Genomic DNA, 15,330 nt, shown 5'->3' with positions numbered 1-15,330 from the left:
CCGGCGACCGGGAGCCCGGTGCGGAAGGCCGTCCGGGCGGGCGCGCTCACCCGGCGGCCCCGGCGGGCGGGTAGGACGTGACCGCGCTGTGGCATACGTCCCAGGTGCCACCGTCGGCCGTGGCGCCGCGCAGGCCGTGGAGGGTCCGGGCACCGGCGAGGGCCGGGAGGCGGGAGTCCCGCAGGGAGGCGAAAGCGTAGCTGCGGGCCGGGTCCCAGTCGGTGGAGTGGCGCAGGCGGCGCGCAAGCTGGGCGAAGCCGAGCGGGGCCGCGGCCATCACCCACGCGTCGGGCGATTCCGCGGTCAGCCGGGTCGCCGGGCGCAGCCAGGAGGCGGCGCTCTCGGGCCAGTCCACCAGGGCGAGCACCGTGCCGCCACGGGCTTTCCACACGGTGGTGAACGCTTCGGCGGCGGCCCGGGACGGCTGGTCCCTGCTGTGGCCGATCGCGACGGTCCCGATCCGCTTTTCCGGCTCTGTCAGCAGGTCGACCAGGGCCGTCAGCTCGGCATCGGTGTGGGGGGCGGGGGCAGGCGATTCACCGTAGACGGCCAGGTCCGCGGCGTTGACCAGAGGGGAGCGGTGCCTCTGCCCCGCCGGGCGGGGCCCCTCCTTGCGGGTGTTCATCTCGCTCCTTGCGGGTGCTCAGGGGTGGCGACGCCTTCGCGTCCCTGCGCGGCAGGCACCCCACTCGGGGCGGTCACCCGGCTGTGAGGCCCGTTGCCGGGCCGGTACGTCGAGCGTCACGCTGCGTCGTGGAAGACCAGGCCGAGGGTGTGGCGGCGGCCGGAGCGGACGGTGCTCACACCGTGCCGCATGGGTCCGTTGGACCAGCCGCGCTTGGACGGGACCGGTCGGTCACGGGTGGTGAAGACCAGCCCGTGGCCCTGCGGCAGAGTCGTGGACGAGCCCCTCGACTGGGCACGAGGACGCTGCTCGATCATGATGAACTCGCCGCCGGTGAAGTCGGCTCCGGGTGCGTTGAGGCCGATGACGACCTGAAGGGGGAAGAGCATGTCCCCGAACACATCGCGGTGCAGCGCGTTCCAGTCGCCGGTGCCGTAGCGCAGCAGAATCTGTGCCGAGCGGTCCTGACCGGCGCTGTGGCACATGGTCAGCCACTCGCCCAGGGTGTCGGGCCAGGGTGTGGGCCTGCCGAGCTTCTCGGCCCAGTCGCGGGCGACGGGCAGCAGATGCGGGTAGAACGCCTCGCGCAGCTCCCGCACGGTATCGGGCAGGTCATGGGTGAAGTACCGGTACTGGCCGGAGCCGAAGCGGTGGCGTGTCATGTCGACGGTCGTACGGAAGCGGTCGTCCTCGTCGTACAGTTCGGCGATCTCCGCACATTCGGACGGGGTGAGGAGCGGCCCGGTGAGTGCGCTGCCGTACTCGCACAGCTCGTCGGTGAGCGCGGCCCAGTCCCCCGCTGCGACCCGGTCGCCGACGGGTCCGGTCGGTCGGGCGGTGTCGGTCATGGTGACTCCTTCGAGGGGCGTGGGCGTCCCGGCTCCCGTAGGGGCCCCGGAGCCGACGGCGGGCCGGTCGGGTCAGGCAGGCCGGTGGATGTGCTCAAGATCCAGCAGTTGCTGCTTGCGCTCCAGTCCGGCGGCGTAGCCCGTGAGCGCGCCGCTCGCGCCGATGACACGGTGGCAGGGGCGTACGACAAGCAACGGATTGGCGCCGATCGCGGCGCCGACCGAACGCACGGCGGCCTTCGGGGCGCCGATCTGCTCGGCGATGGCTCCGTAGCTGAGGGTGGTGCCGTAGGGAATGCTCTCCAGGGCCGTCCACACTCGCCGCTGGAAGTCCGAGCCGCCGCTGACGTACGCGACGTCGAAGCGCGTCAGCCTGCCGTCGAAGTAGGAGCGCAGCTGTGCGACGATCTCGGTGAACGCCTCCGCCTTCTCGTTCCAGCCGTCCTGGACGACGGCGCCGTTCTTCTGGCCGGGCATCGACAGCGAGGCGAGCGCGGTCCCGGCCTCGGTCGCAGCCGGTTCCTCGCCGACCAGCAGCAGTTCTCCCAGGGGGCTGTCCATGGTCGTGTAGACCGTCATCGGTCAACGTTCCTTTCCTAGGGGTAGCGGGTCGCACTGCCATCTACTGTGCGGCTCAGGTGGTGCTCTGTCCGGCGGGATACGGACACCGTGTTGCCGGGACCCGGTCAGGTCGCATTGTGGAAGATGACGCCGAGTGTGTTGCGCCGGCCGGACTCCACCGCATTGGTGCCGTGCCGTATCGGATGGCGGCGGAAGCCGTGTCCGCCGCGGACGGGACGGTGGCGGACCGGGAAGATCATCGCCTGGCCGAGACGTGGCTTGAGGACGACGGCCCGCGACTGGGACCGGGGGCGCTGCTCGACGAAGACGTTCTCCCCGCCGGTGAAGTCCTCGCCGGGCTGGTTGAGCATGACGGTGATCTGCAGCGGGAAGACGATGTCACCGTAGACGTCCTGGTGCAGGCAGGCGTAGTCGCCTTCGTCGTAGCGGAGGATCAGCGGGGTGGGCCGGGTCTGCCCGTTGTCCGCGCACTCGGCGATCAGCTCGTCCAGGGTACCGGGGAAGGTGCGCTCGCCGAGCTGCGGAGCCCACTGGTTGGCCATCCATGCCAAGGGCGGATACAGCTGTTCGCGAAGCGCCCGGACGAGCGGGACCGCGGCGGGGTCGGCATAGTACTTGTAGGTGCCGCGCCCGAACTGATGGCGCTGCATCACCACGGTGGAGCGGAACAGCGCGGGGTTTTCGTACGTGCCGATGATCTCCTGGCACTGTTCGCGTGAGAGCAGCGGCGGGGTGAGCGCCACCCCGTCCTCGTTCAGCCGCGCGTACAGGGCTGCCCAGTCGAGGTCATGGAGCGCGGGCAGTTCGCTGCTGAACGCCGCCCGCGGGACCTCGTCGGCCTGGGAGACCTCATCGAAGAGGGGGAGGCGCAGACTGTCGGAAGGGTTCATGGCGGTGCTTTCGCTGTCGGAGGGGGAATGGCCGTGCCGGTGCCCTCGGTCGGCCGTCGCGTCACGCCTGTGTGACGGGGTCAGAACAGTCGTGAGGCGGCCACCTCGGCGGATTCCTCCAGGTCGAGCAGGGAGCGTTTACGGGCGAGGCCTCCCGCGTAGCCGGTGAGGGAGTTGTCGGCGCCGACGACCCGGTGACAGGGAATGAGGACGCACAGCGGATTGGCTCCTACCGCCTGGCCGACCCGCTGGGCCAACGAAGAGGCTCCGAGGCGGTCGGCGATGCTGCCGTAGGTGGTGGTCTCGCCGCGGGGGACGGCTCTGACGAGGTCCCAGACGGCATGCTGGAAGGCGTCCCCCTCCGGTGCGAGGGGCAGGGCGAAGTCATGGCGTCGGCCGGCGAGGTAGTCGTGGAGTTGCTCGGCGGCCTCCGCGAGGAGGGGGTCCTCCTCAGCCGGAACGCGCGGCCCCAACGCCTCCTCGGCGGGGCGTCGTACGTGGTCGGCGAAGTACAGGCCGACCAGGTCCTGGCCCCGGGCGACGACGGTGAGGGGGCCGAGGCCGGTGTCGGTGACGGCGTGCCGGGTGTGCATGGTCGGTCCTCGGGTCTGGGCGGGCGGAGCGGCGGGCCTGACGGTGGCGCTCATACTCCGGCAGACGGCGGGGTGTTCCTGTCGAGGCGGCCGAAGTCGGAGTCGCAGGGCCAGCTGCAGAACCCCGCGCGTTCGACCTCCTCGTAGAAGGGGGTGCCGTCGCTGCCGCGATGGGCAGCGCGGTCGTGGTGGAGATGGACGAGCGGATCGCCGTGGCGGTCCATCGGGCCGTAGCGTTCGGCGCGCCATACGAAGTCCTGGTCCTCGCCGCCCCAGCCGCAGAAGCGTTCGTCCATGCCGCCGATACGTGTGAACAGGTCTTCGCGCAGCCACACGCAGCCTCCGGGCGGCCGGCGCAGGAGGACGCCGCGCAACCGGTCCTGGTCGGGGCCGGGGGCGCCGTCGAGGCATCGGGTGCGGACGGCACGGGCGCTGGAGTCGGGGTCGAGGAACAGCATGTCCTCGAATGGCCAGTGGGCCTGGGTCCCGGGGCGTGCGAACCGTTCGACGGCGCGGGCGATGAAGTCGCGGTCGACGAGGATGTCACCGTCCAGGACACAGACCAGCTCGGCGGGACGGGCACCGTGCACCACACCGACGTTCACCGTCCAGGACTTGTTGAACCGTCCGTGGTCGGGGGCGAACACGTAGGAGTCGCAGGCGTCGGCGAACAGCTCGCGCCAGCGGGGCCGGCTGTCGCTCTCCACGACGACCACGCGGTAGCGCTCGCGGGGGTGGGACTGGTCGGCGAGCGCGTTGAGGACGGCAGCCAGGTTGCGGACTCGGCCGGTTGCGTCATCGGAGGCACGGAACGGGATGACCACGGCGGCATCCACCGGGTGGGCGCCGACGCGCGGCTCACGGGCCAGAGCGGCCAGCAACGCTTCGGTGCCGGGCGCCCCCGCGGCCGGTACGGACCGGTCGGGGGCGCCAGGCCGGACGAGCAGCCGGGACAGAGATTCGGTGCGGGCCGCGGCGGTTCGCAGCGCGTCGACGGCTTCGCTCTCATCGCCGGGGCGGCTGAGCAGTGCGGTGAGCATCGTGGTGAGTTCTGCGGCGGCGGTGCCGTCGGCGGGGCTGTCGGCGAGGCGTCCCGCCGTGGTGCGGATGCGGTCGTCGTCGATCGCCATGAGCGTCTTCGCGGCGGTGTGGTGGGCATCGGCCGACCAGTCCCAGTAGTCGGGAGCGACCGTACGGCAGTGCGGATCGTGAACCAGGATCAGGCTGCTGGTGACCCCGGCGGCCAGTGCGGCGGGCTCGGACGGGCGGGCGGCGGACATGTTCTCGTCTCCCCAAGGGGTTTCGGGCGAGGGCGGTGACGCCGGCCGGGCCGACGCGTGGGAGCCGGTGGTCAACGGCCGTCGGGGCTCTGGGACCAGCGCAGTGTGGTGAGGTCGGGCAGCACCACGTCGGCGTGGGAGAGGTCGGCCTCGGTGTGGGTGGTGGTGAGGGCGACGCAGCGCAGTCCGGCGGCCACGGCGGCCCGGACGCCGGCCGGGGCGTCCTCGAAGGCGAGACCGTCGGCAGGGTGGACCCCGAGGGACCGGCAGGCAGCCAGGTACCCCTGAGGGTCGGGCTTGCCGGCGCTGACGTCCTCAGCGGTGATGATGACCTGGAACAGCCCGGCACCCCCGACGTGGGCGAGGAGTTCGGTGGCGTGGGCGCGCAGGCCGGAGGTGACGACGGCGAGGGGTACGCCGCGGGCGTGCAGGTCGGCGAGGAGTTCGGCGGCACCGGGGACGGCGAACGGTGGCGGGCTGTCCGGCCCCATCAGGTATCCGCACGCCTCTTCGAACAGTTCGTTGACGGTGGGGCCGCCGAAGCGGTCGACGTGGTCGGCGAGTGCCTCCTGTCCACGCCGTCCGACGAAGGTCGCCAGCAGCGCGTCGTCGCAGGGCAGGCCGTGGTTGGTGAAGAGGCGGGTCCAGGCGGCGCGGCTGCGGTGCTCGGTGGCCACCAGGGTGCCGTCGAGGTCGAACAGGGCCGCCTTGGCCTGGATGTGGTGGAGTTCGGGCGCGGTCATCGCTGGTCGTCCTTCGTGGTTCGTCCGTCGTCCTCGCCGGTGGAGCGGGCGACGCTTACGGATCGGTCGGCGTCGGGCGTGGTGTGCCGGGGGTCCTCCTTGTCGGAGAACACCGTGGTGGGCGCGACGGTTGCGGGGGCGCTGTCGGCGGCGTCCGGGGGAGCGGCCGCGCGGGGGGCGGTTGCGATGGCGCGCAGCGCGGCGAAGCTGCAGAGCGCTGCGATGAGGGTAAGCCCGGCGCAGGTGAGGCTCCAGGCGGTGGCGGGCCCGGCCCAGGTGCTGTCGCTGAACCAGGAGTAGGCGGCACCGAACAGGGCGACGCCGGTGACGCCGACGACGGTGGAAAGGGTGTTGACGGTGCCGCTGAGCGTACCGGCGTAGCGCGGCGAGACCGTGGCCGTGAGGAGGTTGAGCAGTGAGGTGTGGTTGATGCCGAGGCCGAAGCCGCCGATGCACAGCACGGCGGTGAGCGGCCAGATGGCGGTGCCCGCTCCGGCGGGGACGAAGGAGGCGAGCGCGTACGTCACGGTGAGCATGACGCAGCCTGCGAACGGGAGGAAGCGGGCGAGGGCCTGCGGGGTGCGGGCGAAGGCCGGGCCGGCGAGGCCGAAGGCGAGGACCCAGCCCAGTGGGACGAAGCCGGCCTGCCAGGCCGGGAGGCCCAGCTGCTGCTGCAGGTGGAGCGAGAGCAGGTAGAGCATGGCGATGTAGGTCAGCGTGGTGCCGGCGTAGGAGGCCAGCGACCAGCGGACGGTGGGAGCGCTCAGGGGGCGCAGGTCCAGCGCGGGGGTGCCGTTGCGGGCGATCACCCGGCGCTCGGTGCGGATGAACGCCACGGCCAGCGGTACGGCGGCGGCCAGCAGGACCCAGATCCAGTCCGGCCTCTCCAGGCTCAGCGGGATGAGGACGGCCAGGGTGGTGGCGGCGAGCAGCACGGTGCCGGGGATGTCGTTGTCCCCGCGGCCGGTCGAGGTGGCGGTGGGCCGGTCGTGGGGGAGCAGGACCAGGCCGAGCACCAGGATGAGGACGCCGACGGGCACGTTGATCAGGAAGACGGCACGCCAGCCGGTTCCCAGCAGGTCGGCCGAGACGATGGTCCCACCGAGAACCTGGCCGAGTGCGGCACCGCCGGAGAGGGTGAGGACGTTCCAGCCCAGGGCGCGGGCCCGGGCCGGTCCGGTGAACCAGCGGTGGATGCCGACCAGGACCTGGGAGATCATCAGCGCGGTGGCGGCGCCTTGCAGGCAGCGTCCGGCGATGAGGACGGCGGCGGTGGTCGCGAGTCCGCAGACGACGGAGGCGGCGGTGAACAGGGAGAGGCCCCACAGGTAGACCCGGCGGACGCCTTGGCGTTCGCCGAGTCTGGCGGCCGGGGCGAGGAGCACGGCGGAGCACAGCGCGTACGCGGTGACGATGAGGGTCAGCTCGGAGCTGCCGACATCGAGGTCGACGCTGATGGCGGGAACGGCGAGGTTGACGATCGCCAGGTCGATGTTGGCCATCGCCTGTCCGACCAGCAGGACGAACATGGCAGCGGCGCCGCCGGTTCCGGTGCGCCCGCCAGTGGTGGTGTGCACGGTCTCTCCGATCTCCGCTCCCCGCCGGGGAGGGTGTTTCGTCGGCCGGAACGGCCGGTGTGCTGCCGGTGCCCGTCCGCCCGGTGGCCGGGGGTCAGGCGGTGGTGGCATCCAGGTCGAGGTCCTGGTACGAGGCTGCCCAGGGAAGACGGCTCTCGAGAGCGGCCGCGGCGCGGACGACGAGGGCGTCGTTCCGGCGGCGGGCGGCGAGTTGCAGGCCGACGGGAACGCCGTTGCGGGCCCGCCCGACGGGCACGGAGGCGGCCGGGCTGCCGATCAGGTTGAACGGGCTGGTGAGGGACCAGCCTACGAACGGGTCGACGGCCTGACCCTCGACGATGTCGGGGCCGACGGTGTCGCGTCCGGCGGAGTTGGGGATGCCGGCGACGGCGTTGACCGGGCTGACCACGAGGTCGTAACGGTCGAAAAGCTCCTCGAAGGCATACAGCACGCGGGTGCGGTCGAGGTCCTCGAGCCGGAAGTCGACGGCGCTCAACGACTCGCCGACCCGGACGGAGTCGAGGTAGCCCTGATCGATGGAGCCGGCGTAGGCGCCGAGCAGATCGATGCCGTTGTCACGGGAGATGGCGGCGGATTCGGCGTGGGCGACCGAAAGGTAGCGGCGCCACATGGCGGTGAGGTCGGCATGCGGCAGGGGCAGCCGGAATGCGACCTCCTCGACCGTGGCCCCGGCGTCGCGGAGCGCGGGCAGGGCTGCCCGGACGCCGGCCTCGACCTCCGGTTCGACCGGGTAGCCGCCGAGGTCGGGGCTGTAAGCGATGGTCAGCCCGGTGAGGTCGCCGTGGAGTTCGTCGGCGAGCTTCTCGGGGGCGGGGAAGGAGTACGGGTCGTAGGGGTGGGCGCCGGACATCAGGTCGACGCCGAGGGCGGCGTCGCCGACGGTGCGGGCGAGGGGCGCGTAACAGACCATCGGGTTGAACCGGCGGAAAGCGTTGGGCCGGGCGGGAACCGGGACCCGGCCGAAGGTCGGCATCAGAGTGAAGACACCGCAGAAGGCGGCGGGCACGCGCAGTGAGCCGCCGGCGTCGGACCCCTGGGCGAACGGCACCATGCCGCTGGCGACTGCGGCGGCGCTGCCGCCGGAGGAACCGCCGGCGTTCATGGTGCGGTTGAAGGGCGTGGAGGCGGGGCCGAACAGGGCGCTGTCGGTGGTGGCCTTGAATCCGAACTCGGGGGTGTTGGTCTTGCCCACGACGATCGCGCCGGCCTGTTCGAGCTTTTCGACGCAGAGGATGGTCTCCTGCGGTACGTCCTCGGCGAAGACCAGGGAGCCGCGGGCCATCCGGACCCCGGCCACCGGGTCGAGGTCCTTCACACCGATGGGAACACCGTGCAGCGGGCCGAGGGCCGCGCCGTCACCGACGGCGCGCTCGGCGGCGGCGGCCCGTTCGAGTGCGCGTTCGCCGCAGACGGTCACGAAGGCGTTGACAGCCGGATTGATCTTCTCGATCCGGTCCAGTGCCGCCCGAACCGCTTCGACCGGAGAGATCTCGCGCCTGCGGATCGCATCGGCCAGCCGGATGGCGCTCAGTTCGGTGGGTTCGGTCATCTCACGCCTGCCTGTAGGTCGGATGCCTGCTCGTTTCGGACCTAGGGGAAACACCGGGAACGGTGACGGGGTTGCACGGCGGCACCGCGACGGAGTGGCAGGCCCGGACACGTACCGGACTCACGCGGTGCGATCAGGGGGTTACCGGACTGCCGATGACCGGCTAGCCTCGCCGCGGAATGCAGGTCTAGACCTATCGGAGGTTCGGTTATGGCAACCACACCCCGTTCGTCGCGCGCGCAGCCTGCCCGCCCCGCCCCTCCGGAGATGCTGGGGTTGCTCGGCGGGCACTTCACCCGTGCGGAACCCCGGGGCCTGGCGCTGGCCTACGTCCAGGCCCTGCTGGCGGACCCCACCCGGAGCAGCGCCGCGGAGATCGCCGTCCAGGCGGGCGTCGGCAGCGTCTGGAGCACACAGCGGCTGCTCACCCGCACCGTGTGGGATGCCGACCTGCTGCGCGACAGCGTCCGCGCGCATGTCGTGCCGCTGCTGGGTACGTCCGGCCCCTGTGCGGTGCTGCGCCGGCACGAGACGGTCCGGGCGGGAACCAGCGCGGTAGCGGTCGCCCCGGCGGTTCCGGCAGCGGCGGGGCGGGAGCGCGGGACCCAGGCCGCAGCGCTGTTGTGCTACGTGTCACGGGGCGCGGGTGGCCTGATCGACCGGGAGCTGTACCTGCCGCCGCAGTGGACCTCGGACCCGGCACGCTGCGCCCGGGCGGGTGTGCCGCCGGAGCACGTACGTCCGCGGAGCATGGCGGATCTCGGGCAGGAGATGCTGGAGCGGGCCCTCGCGGCCTCGGTGCCCATAGGCGGGGTGTTCGGCGGCCCGGACTTCGCCGACCCCCGCCTACGCCAATGGCTGTGCCTCCGGCGCCTTCCGTTCTGCATCGAACTGCCCCAGATCCCCGGTCCCTCGGCCGGGTCCGGCCCGCCGGCGCGGCCCGCGGACCCGAGACAGAAGGAGTCCTGGCAGTTGCTGAGCCGGGGTCTCGGAGTGGCGTTCGGGCGCCCGGCACCCGGGTTCGGGCTGACCCTCCTCGCCCGCCGGCAGCCCTCCGGCCGCATCTCGCGCCTTCTGCTGCACGCCTCGCTCTCCGCTGCCGGCGTCCCGGCGGCCCGGACGATGGCGGCGGCGGATGTGGCCGCGGCCCGGGCCGTTCGCGAGGCCGACGTCCGGGCCGGGCTGAGCAGCCACCAAGTGCGCAGCTGGGTGGCCTGGTACCGGCACACCACGCTGGCGATGACGGCTGCCGCGTTACGGCTGGAGGCAGGGGTGCCCGGCCCTCCGGGCCGGGCACAGCCGGACCGGACCGGACCCGCCCGACGGTGAGCACCGACGGGAGCACAAGTACCGCTCCTCGCCGGATGCCCTTGCCGCCCCGGCTCGGGCAATGCTCTAATTCACCCCGGGACGGAGGAATGACAAAATACAAATTCAGTCCAACCGCCCCCGTTCTCGACCGACCCATCCTTCCGATATTGCCCGGTCATTCACATTCTTCTCACCTACGGCACTTTCCTCGAATAATATTCGAAGCGAGCCGGAGATCCCTTGATCGGGCGGCAGATCCCGGTTCCGCCGCACCAGCGTGTCTCGAAAGCCATTCCTCTTAGGAGTCTGCGAATCGACATGCCTCAATTGACGAGTGTCACCGATCTGACGACTGAGGGCGATATGCGCCTGGCCCTGGCGGGTCTGCGCGCCAGGGCCCAGGAGCTGAGCCGGGTCGCGGAGGCAACAGCACAGGTACTGGCCACGCCGGACGGCCTGTCGACGGCGCTTCCGGCGTTCCGGGAGTTCGCCCGGGAGGCGGTGCCACGCTGGCACTTCGCCATGCTCAACGACAGCGAGCGCAACGACGCACTGGCCACGGCCCTGGAGCGGGTCGTCCCCCAGCACGGCACGGTGCTGGACATCGGTGCGGGCACCGGCCTGCTGGCGATGATGGCTGTACGCGCCGGGGCCGCCCATGTGTACAGCTGTGAGGCGAACCCGCTGATGGCGGAGGTGGCCCGGCAGGTGGTGGCGAGCGAGGGCTTCGCCGACCGGGTGACGGTGCTGGCCTGCCGCTCCGACGAACTGGCGGTCGGACGGGAGCTGCCCCGGCGGGTGGACGCGGTGATCTCCGAGATCGTGGACTGCGGTCTGATCGGCGAGGGCATCCTGCCCTCGATCCTGCATGCGCGCCGCGAACTGCTCGCCCCGGACGGGATCATGCTCCCCTGCCGGGCCCGGCTGCTGGGGCAGCTGCTGCAGAGCGAGAACGCGGTGAACCTGAACAGGGTCGGCTCCGCCAGTGGCTTCGATGTGTCCCGCCTGAACTCCTTCGCCACGCCCGGGCACTTCCCCATCAGGCTGCACACCTGGCCGCACCGCACCCTTTCGGAGCCGGTGGAGCTGGCCTCCTTCGACTTCGCCACGGACCCGCTCGGTCCGGGCGAGCGCAAGATCGAGGTGCCGGTGCGCGAGTCGGGAACGGTGCACGGCCTGGTCGCCTGGTTCGAGCTGGACCTGGGGGGCGGTGTCACCCTGCGCAACTCACCGGAGAACGTCGGCTCCCACTGGATGCAGGCGTTGATCCCGCTCGCCGAACCGATCGAAGCCAAGGCGGACTCCACGATGATGCTCAACCTCACCTGGAGCGAGACCAGCCTGTCCCTCGCGTGACCTCCCCGTCTCACCCATCAGCGGAAGGCAGACCCGAACATGTCGCACGCACCTGTTCCCCATCAGCCGTTCGAACTGCGCGGTGACGCACTGCGCGAGGCCGTCATCGCCTACGCCGCGAACCCGGTCTACACGGACAACGAGGAGTGGGAGAACTCCGACAACCCCTATCGCCGGCAGCTGCGCCCGCAGGTGCTGCCCTACCTGGACTTCGACCGCGTGCCGGGCCGCGACCGGATCCTGGAGTACAGCAGCTTGGCCGCCCAGCGTCTCCTCACCAGCATCTACGAGGCCGACCTGGTGTTCTTCCCGAAGGCCGGCCTGGGTGAGCTGACGGACGACTTCCGCCGCTACTACAGCCCCGGCAACCGGGCCCGCGGCGAGCTGATCCGGCCGGCGCTGGAACGTTTCGCCTTCGGCTTCCTCGACCAGGAGGTCGAGGTGAGCGGCGACTGGACCACCGAGGGCCTGCTCGCCTACCTGGAGGGCCTGGACGTCTACGCCCAGGGCGGCCCGTCCCCCGCGGAGAAGGCGATCCGCGACTCCTCCGACCCGCAGCGAGCGGCCAGGATGTGGTTGATACAGTTCGCTCCCGATTTCCTCTCGGAAGCTTCACCGATGGCACGGAATGTGCTCGGATATTACGGGGCCGAGCAGTCCGAATGGTTCAAGATCCTGATCGACGAGTACGGGTACGGCGTCCACGACACCAAGCACAGCACTCTTTTCGAGGCCACCCTGGAGTCCGTCGGCCTCGGTTCCGACATCCACCGGTACTGGCAGTACTACCTGGTATCCAGCCTGGCCCTGAACAACTACTTCCACTACCTCGGGAAGAACCACGAGCATTTCTTCCGTTATGTCGGCGCGCTGTACTACACCGAAAGCACACTGGTCGATTTCTGCCGGCGCGCGGAGAGCGTCCTGGCGGACGTGTTCGAAGGTTCCGCGGATGCGCGGTACTTCTCGGAGCACGTCCACATCGACCAGCACCACGGCCGGATGGCGCTGGAGAAGCTGGTGAAGCCGCTGATCGCGCGCCATGGCGAGCAGATCATCCCGGAGATCGTGCGAGGCATCGAGGAGTTCCGGTTGCTGAGCACCATCGCGGACGAGGACTTCGCCACCCAGATCGCGTGGATGGACGACGCGGACCGCTACAAGGATCTGCACGCCCCCGTGTACGCGGCGATCCGGGAAGGCCGGGTGACCGTACCGGTGGCCGACATCGTGGAACCCCACGGGGAGCTGTCCAACACCCACAGCCACGAGGGTGACGAGCTCTGCCACATCGTCAGCGGCACCATGCGCTTCGTCAGCGGCTTCAATTCCCACCGGATCCTGGAGGCCGGAGAGGGAACGGTGATCCAGAGCAACCGCCTGCACGGCGCGATCATCGAGTCCGAGGAGTGCGTCTACCAGATCTACTCGGTCGGAGACCACCGCACATGCCTGTAGTGACGTTCAAAACCAGCGGCGCGGGCAACTGCGTCCGGGTCGCCGACCTGCCGTACGTGTACATCCGCACCGAGGCCGGCGGGGCGGTGCTGCCCGCCTCCTGTCCGCACCGGGGCGGCCCGCTCAACCTGTCCGTGCCGGACGCGGCAGGGCGGCGGCTGGTGTGTCCCTGGCACGAACGGGGCACATCGCTCAGCCGGCTGCGGCGCCAGATACCCGCGGTCCGGTCCGGCGACGCCGTCACCGCCGTGCTGCCGGGCCCGGCGGACACCACCGTGGAACTCTGCCATCTTCCGCTGTCCCCGGCGCTCGCCGGGGCCTGAACCGCCGCGAGAGCGCCCTGACCGCCCCGGCAGACAGAGGATCCCTTGAGCCCCTCGACCATCACCCAGGCAGCCGTCATCGTCGATCCGTTCTCGTCCGGCGCCCGATACGCGCCGGAGTTCGCCTCGTTCGGTATCGCCACGGTCGCGGTCAGCTCGCTGCCGACGGTCCCCGCGGCCTATGCCGACTCCTGGGACCCCGCACTCCACCGTCAGCTGCACGCCTTCGACGGCAACCTCGAACATCTGTTGGCGGCGTTGCGGCCGCTGTCACCGCGCTGTGTGCTCGCAGGTGCCGAGAGCGGCGTCGAACTCGCCGACATCCTCACCGAACGTCTGCTCCCGGAGCAGGCCAACGTGCCGTCCCTGGCCGCCGCGCGCCGCGACAAGGGCGCCATGGCCCAGGCGCTGCGCGACGCCGGCGTCCCGACGATCCCCCAGATCTGTACCGACGATCCGGAGGCCGTGCGTGCCTGGATCGACCGAGAGGGTCTGTACAACAGGGACCTGGTCGTCAAACCGCCGAAAAGCGGCAGCACCGACGGGGTCACCCGCGTGCCGGCCGGCGCGGACTGGCGGATCCCGTTCGACGCCCAGCTCGGCCGTATCAACCAATGGCACAATCTCAACGACCGGATGGTGGTCCAGGAGTACGCCCGCGGCACCGAGTTCGTGGTCGACACCTTCAGCCACGGGGGCCGGCACACCGTCGCCGACATCTGCCGCTACGAGAAGACGGACAACGGCGGGCAGATGGCCGTCTACGAAAGCCTCACCTGGGTCGCGCCGGACGCCCCGGAGGTACCGGTACTGACCCACTACGCGGAAGCCGTCCTCGACGCCGTGGGACTGCGGCACGGCACCGCGCACATCGAGATCATGCTGACGGCCGAGGGCCCCCGTCTGATCGAGATCAACTCCCGCCCGCACGGCGGCGGTCACCCCGTGTTCAACCTCACGGCAACCGGTGACAGCCAGGTGCACCGCGCTGCCCGATGGTTCGCCGTGGAAGAGGCCGCCCCGAAGGGATACCGCCTGCTGCAGCACATGACGGTGCTGTTCCTGATCGCCCGTCGGTCCGGAACCGTCTCCGACACCGCCGTCCTCGACGGCATCAAGAACCTGACGTCCTACCACCACTCGGCGGTCAAGCTCCGCGACGGCGACGTGATCGAAGTGACCCGCGACCTCCTGGGCACCCTCACTCTGGGCTTCGTCGTGCTCGCCCACCCCGACCCGGAGCAGATCGCGAAGGATACGGCGGCGGTCCGCGCCATGGAAGCCGCTCTGGTCATCACCCCCCGGCCCGGGCCGGCCGAGACCAGCGAGCACCGGTGACCCCTACAGCCCTCGCCATAGCGGCCAGTCCAGCCTTCCTGGCCAGCTGCGCGGCAGTGGTGTGCAGCCCCGGCCCGGACAGCATGCTGCTCCTGCGCCTGGTCAGCCGCGCCCGGCGCCGTCCCCCGGTACTGGCCGCCGCCGCCGGCATGCTGATCGCCGGCGGCGGATACGCGGTCGCGGCAGTCAGCGGCAGCATGGCCGTGGTCATGCTCCGCCCCGAACTGTTCCTGGCATGGCAGGTGGCCGGCGCCCTGGTGCTGGCCCTGACCGGTGCCCGGGCGCTGTGGGAGGCCCTGCGCCCCGCCGAGGCCGCGCTTGAGCCCTCGGCAACCGGAGCGCCTCAGACCGACCGGCTGCCGCGGCACCTGCTGCTCGGCTTCCTCTGCACCGCCGGAAATCCGAAGGTCGGTCTCTTCCTGACCGTCTTCCTCCCGCAGTTCCTGCCGCCGGAGCGCCCGTCGGCCGCGGCACTGTCCTTGCTGGCGACGGTGTACCTGGCGATCGGCGCGCTCTGGCTGCTGGTCCTCACCGAAGTGGGCGTACGGCTGGTGACGAGGGGCACCGACAGCCAGGCCGCGTTCCCCCCGCTCGCCGCCCGCATCGGCAACGCCGTCGCGGGACTCGTCCTCCTTGGCCTCGCCCTCACGCTGCTCGTTCGATGACCACCGGCGCCTGCTCATCGGAGGACCACCGGCGGGTGGCCGGCCGGTCCGCCGGGGGGGCCGCTCCGGCACGCTTCACCGGCCCACGAGCGTGGGTGACCGGTCCACGGGGCAGCTCGTTCCTCCGGGGCTGACCGCCCCCCTCCGCGGCCCCTACCGCGGATGACCGCA

The 15,330-nt window shown here is 71.1% G+C and carries 15 protein-coding genes; 6 read left to right on the top strand and 9 right to left on the bottom strand.

Annotation, left to right across the window (positions count from 1 at the left end; translation table 11 throughout):
• Positions 1 to 46 precede the first annotated feature (46 nt).
• From ACFWRT_RS10715 to ACFWRT_RS10675, 9 genes are all read right to left on the bottom strand, one after another.
• On the bottom strand, positions 47 to 625 hold the full coding sequence (locus tag ACFWRT_RS10715; protein WP_380950614.1) for an ABC transporter substrate-binding protein: 579 nt from the start codon (positions 623 to 625) through the stop codon (positions 47 to 49).
• A 116-nt stretch (positions 626 to 741) separates the two neighbouring features.
• Complete coding sequence (locus ACFWRT_RS10710) at positions 742 to 1,473, bottom strand: 2OG-Fe(II) oxygenase (RefSeq protein ID WP_380950615.1); 732 nt, start codon at positions 1,471 to 1,473, stop codon at positions 742 to 744.
• A gap of 72 nt (positions 1,474 to 1,545) precedes the next feature.
• Positions 1,546 to 2,052 (bottom strand): methylated-DNA--[protein]-cysteine S-methyltransferase, encoded by a 507-nt coding sequence (locus tag ACFWRT_RS10705; protein ID WP_380950616.1) that lies wholly within the window; start codon positions 2,050 to 2,052, stop codon positions 1,546 to 1,548.
• A 107-nt stretch (positions 2,053 to 2,159) separates the two neighbouring features.
• A complete protein-coding gene (locus ACFWRT_RS10700) occupies positions 2,160 to 2,945 on the bottom strand; it encodes a 2OG-Fe(II) oxygenase (protein WP_380950617.1) in 786 nt (261 codons plus the stop codon).
• An 80-nt stretch (positions 2,946 to 3,025) separates the two neighbouring features.
• Complete coding sequence (locus ACFWRT_RS10695; protein ID WP_380950618.1) at positions 3,026 to 3,538, bottom strand: methylated-DNA--[protein]-cysteine S-methyltransferase; 513 nt, start codon at positions 3,536 to 3,538, stop codon at positions 3,026 to 3,028.
• Between the two features lie 50 nt (positions 3,539 to 3,588).
• Positions 3,589 to 4,818 carry a glycosyltransferase family 2 protein gene (locus ACFWRT_RS10690; protein WP_380950619.1) on the bottom strand — a complete coding sequence of 410 codons (1,230 nt, stop codon included), beginning with the start codon at positions 4,816 to 4,818 and terminating at the stop codon, positions 3,589 to 3,591.
• A 71-nt stretch (positions 4,819 to 4,889) separates the two neighbouring features.
• Positions 4,890 to 5,561, bottom strand: a complete 672-nt coding sequence (locus ACFWRT_RS10685; protein WP_380950620.1) for an HAD family hydrolase — start codon at positions 5,559 to 5,561, stop codon at positions 4,890 to 4,892.
• Complete coding sequence (locus tag ACFWRT_RS10680; protein ID WP_380950621.1) at positions 5,558 to 7,138, bottom strand: MFS transporter; 1,581 nt, start codon at positions 7,136 to 7,138, stop codon at positions 5,558 to 5,560. Before ACFWRT_RS10680 ends, ACFWRT_RS10685 begins: the two co-directional genes overlap by 4 nt.
• A 94-nt stretch (positions 7,139 to 7,232) precedes the next feature.
• On the bottom strand, positions 7,233 to 8,708 hold the full coding sequence (locus ACFWRT_RS10675) for an amidase (protein ID WP_380950622.1): 1,476 nt from the start codon (positions 8,706 to 8,708) through the stop codon (positions 7,233 to 7,235).
• Between the two features lie 210 nt (positions 8,709 to 8,918).
• Here ACFWRT_RS10675 and ACFWRT_RS10670 point away from each other — a divergent pair, with 210 nt between their 5' ends.
• The 6 genes from ACFWRT_RS10670 (at position 8,919) to ACFWRT_RS10645 (ending at position 15,159) form a co-directional block, all read left to right on the top strand.
• Positions 8,919 to 10,037, top strand: a complete 1,119-nt coding sequence (locus tag ACFWRT_RS10670) for an IS701 family transposase (RefSeq protein WP_380950623.1) — start codon at positions 8,919 to 8,921, stop codon at positions 10,035 to 10,037.
• A 300-nt stretch (positions 10,038 to 10,337) separates the two neighbouring features.
• On the top strand, positions 10,338 to 11,375 hold the full coding sequence (locus ACFWRT_RS10665; protein WP_380950624.1) for a methyltransferase domain-containing protein: 1,038 nt from the start codon (positions 10,338 to 10,340) through the stop codon (positions 11,373 to 11,375).
• A gap of 39 nt (positions 11,376 to 11,414) precedes the next feature.
• Positions 11,415 to 12,833, top strand: a complete 1,419-nt coding sequence (locus ACFWRT_RS10660) for an iron-containing redox enzyme family protein (RefSeq protein ID WP_380950625.1) — start codon at positions 11,415 to 11,417, stop codon at positions 12,831 to 12,833.
• A complete protein-coding gene (locus tag ACFWRT_RS10655) occupies positions 12,824 to 13,156 on the top strand; it encodes a Rieske 2Fe-2S domain-containing protein (RefSeq protein WP_380950626.1) in 333 nt (110 codons plus the stop codon). The genes ACFWRT_RS10660 and ACFWRT_RS10655 overlap by 10 nt, the downstream gene beginning before the upstream one ends.
• A gap of 45 nt (positions 13,157 to 13,201) precedes the next feature.
• The gene (locus ACFWRT_RS10650; RefSeq protein WP_380950627.1) at positions 13,202 to 14,494 is read left to right on the top strand and encodes an ATP-grasp domain-containing protein; all 1,293 of its coding nucleotides are present in this window, start codon (positions 13,202 to 13,204) and stop codon (positions 14,492 to 14,494) included.
• The gene (locus ACFWRT_RS10645; protein ID WP_380950628.1) at positions 14,491 to 15,159 is read left to right on the top strand and encodes a LysE family translocator; all 669 of its coding nucleotides are present in this window, start codon (positions 14,491 to 14,493) and stop codon (positions 15,157 to 15,159) included. Before ACFWRT_RS10650 ends, ACFWRT_RS10645 begins: the two co-directional genes overlap by 4 nt.
• Positions 15,160 to 15,330: the final 171 nt, after the last annotated feature.

Source organism: Streptomyces cyaneofuscatus, assembly GCF_042718795.1.
In the GTDB taxonomy this organism is placed as follows: Bacteria; Actinomycetota; Actinomycetes; order Streptomycetales; family Streptomycetaceae; genus Streptomyces; species Streptomyces cyaneofuscatus_A.
Note: the sequence above shows the minus strand (reverse complement) of the source record. Positions and strands in the feature narration are given on the sequence as shown.

Excerpts from the sequence above, each read along its gene's own strand:
- ACFWRT_RS10690 (WP_380950619.1), bottom strand. The coding sequence starts at position 4,818 with ATGTCCGCCGCCCGCCCGTCCGAGCCCGCCGCACTGGCCGCCGGGGTC.
- ACFWRT_RS10700 (WP_380950617.1), bottom strand. The coding sequence starts at position 2,945 with ATGAACCCTTCCGACAGTCTGCGCCTCCCCCTCTTCGATGAGGTCTCC.
- ACFWRT_RS10685 (WP_380950620.1), bottom strand. The coding sequence starts at position 5,561 with ATGACCGCGCCCGAACTCCACCACATCCAGGCCAAGGCGGCCCTGTTC.
- ACFWRT_RS10710 (WP_380950615.1), bottom strand. The coding sequence starts at position 1,473 with ATGACCGACACCGCCCGACCGACCGGACCCGTCGGCGACCGGGTCGCA.
- ACFWRT_RS10660 (WP_380950625.1), top strand. The coding sequence starts at position 11,415 with ATGTCGCACGCACCTGTTCCCCATCAGCCGTTCGAACTGCGCGGTGAC.
- ACFWRT_RS10665 (WP_380950624.1), top strand. The coding sequence starts at position 10,338 with ATGCCTCAATTGACGAGTGTCACCGATCTGACGACTGAGGGCGATATG.
- ACFWRT_RS10675 (WP_380950622.1), bottom strand. The coding sequence starts at position 8,708 with ATGACCGAACCCACCGAACTGAGCGCCATCCGGCTGGCCGATGCGATC.
- ACFWRT_RS10655 (WP_380950626.1), top strand. The coding sequence starts at position 12,824 with ATGCCTGTAGTGACGTTCAAAACCAGCGGCGCGGGCAACTGCGTCCGG.
- ACFWRT_RS10705 (WP_380950616.1), bottom strand. The coding sequence starts at position 2,052 with ATGACGGTCTACACGACCATGGACAGCCCCCTGGGAGAACTGCTGCTG.
- ACFWRT_RS10715 (WP_380950614.1), bottom strand. The coding sequence starts at position 625 with ATGAACACCCGCAAGGAGGGGCCCCGCCCGGCGGGGCAGAGGCACCGC.
- ACFWRT_RS10670 (WP_380950623.1), top strand. The coding sequence starts at position 8,919 with ATGGCAACCACACCCCGTTCGTCGCGCGCGCAGCCTGCCCGCCCCGCC.
- ACFWRT_RS10695 (WP_380950618.1), bottom strand. The coding sequence starts at position 3,538 with ATGCACACCCGGCACGCCGTCACCGACACCGGCCTCGGCCCCCTCACC.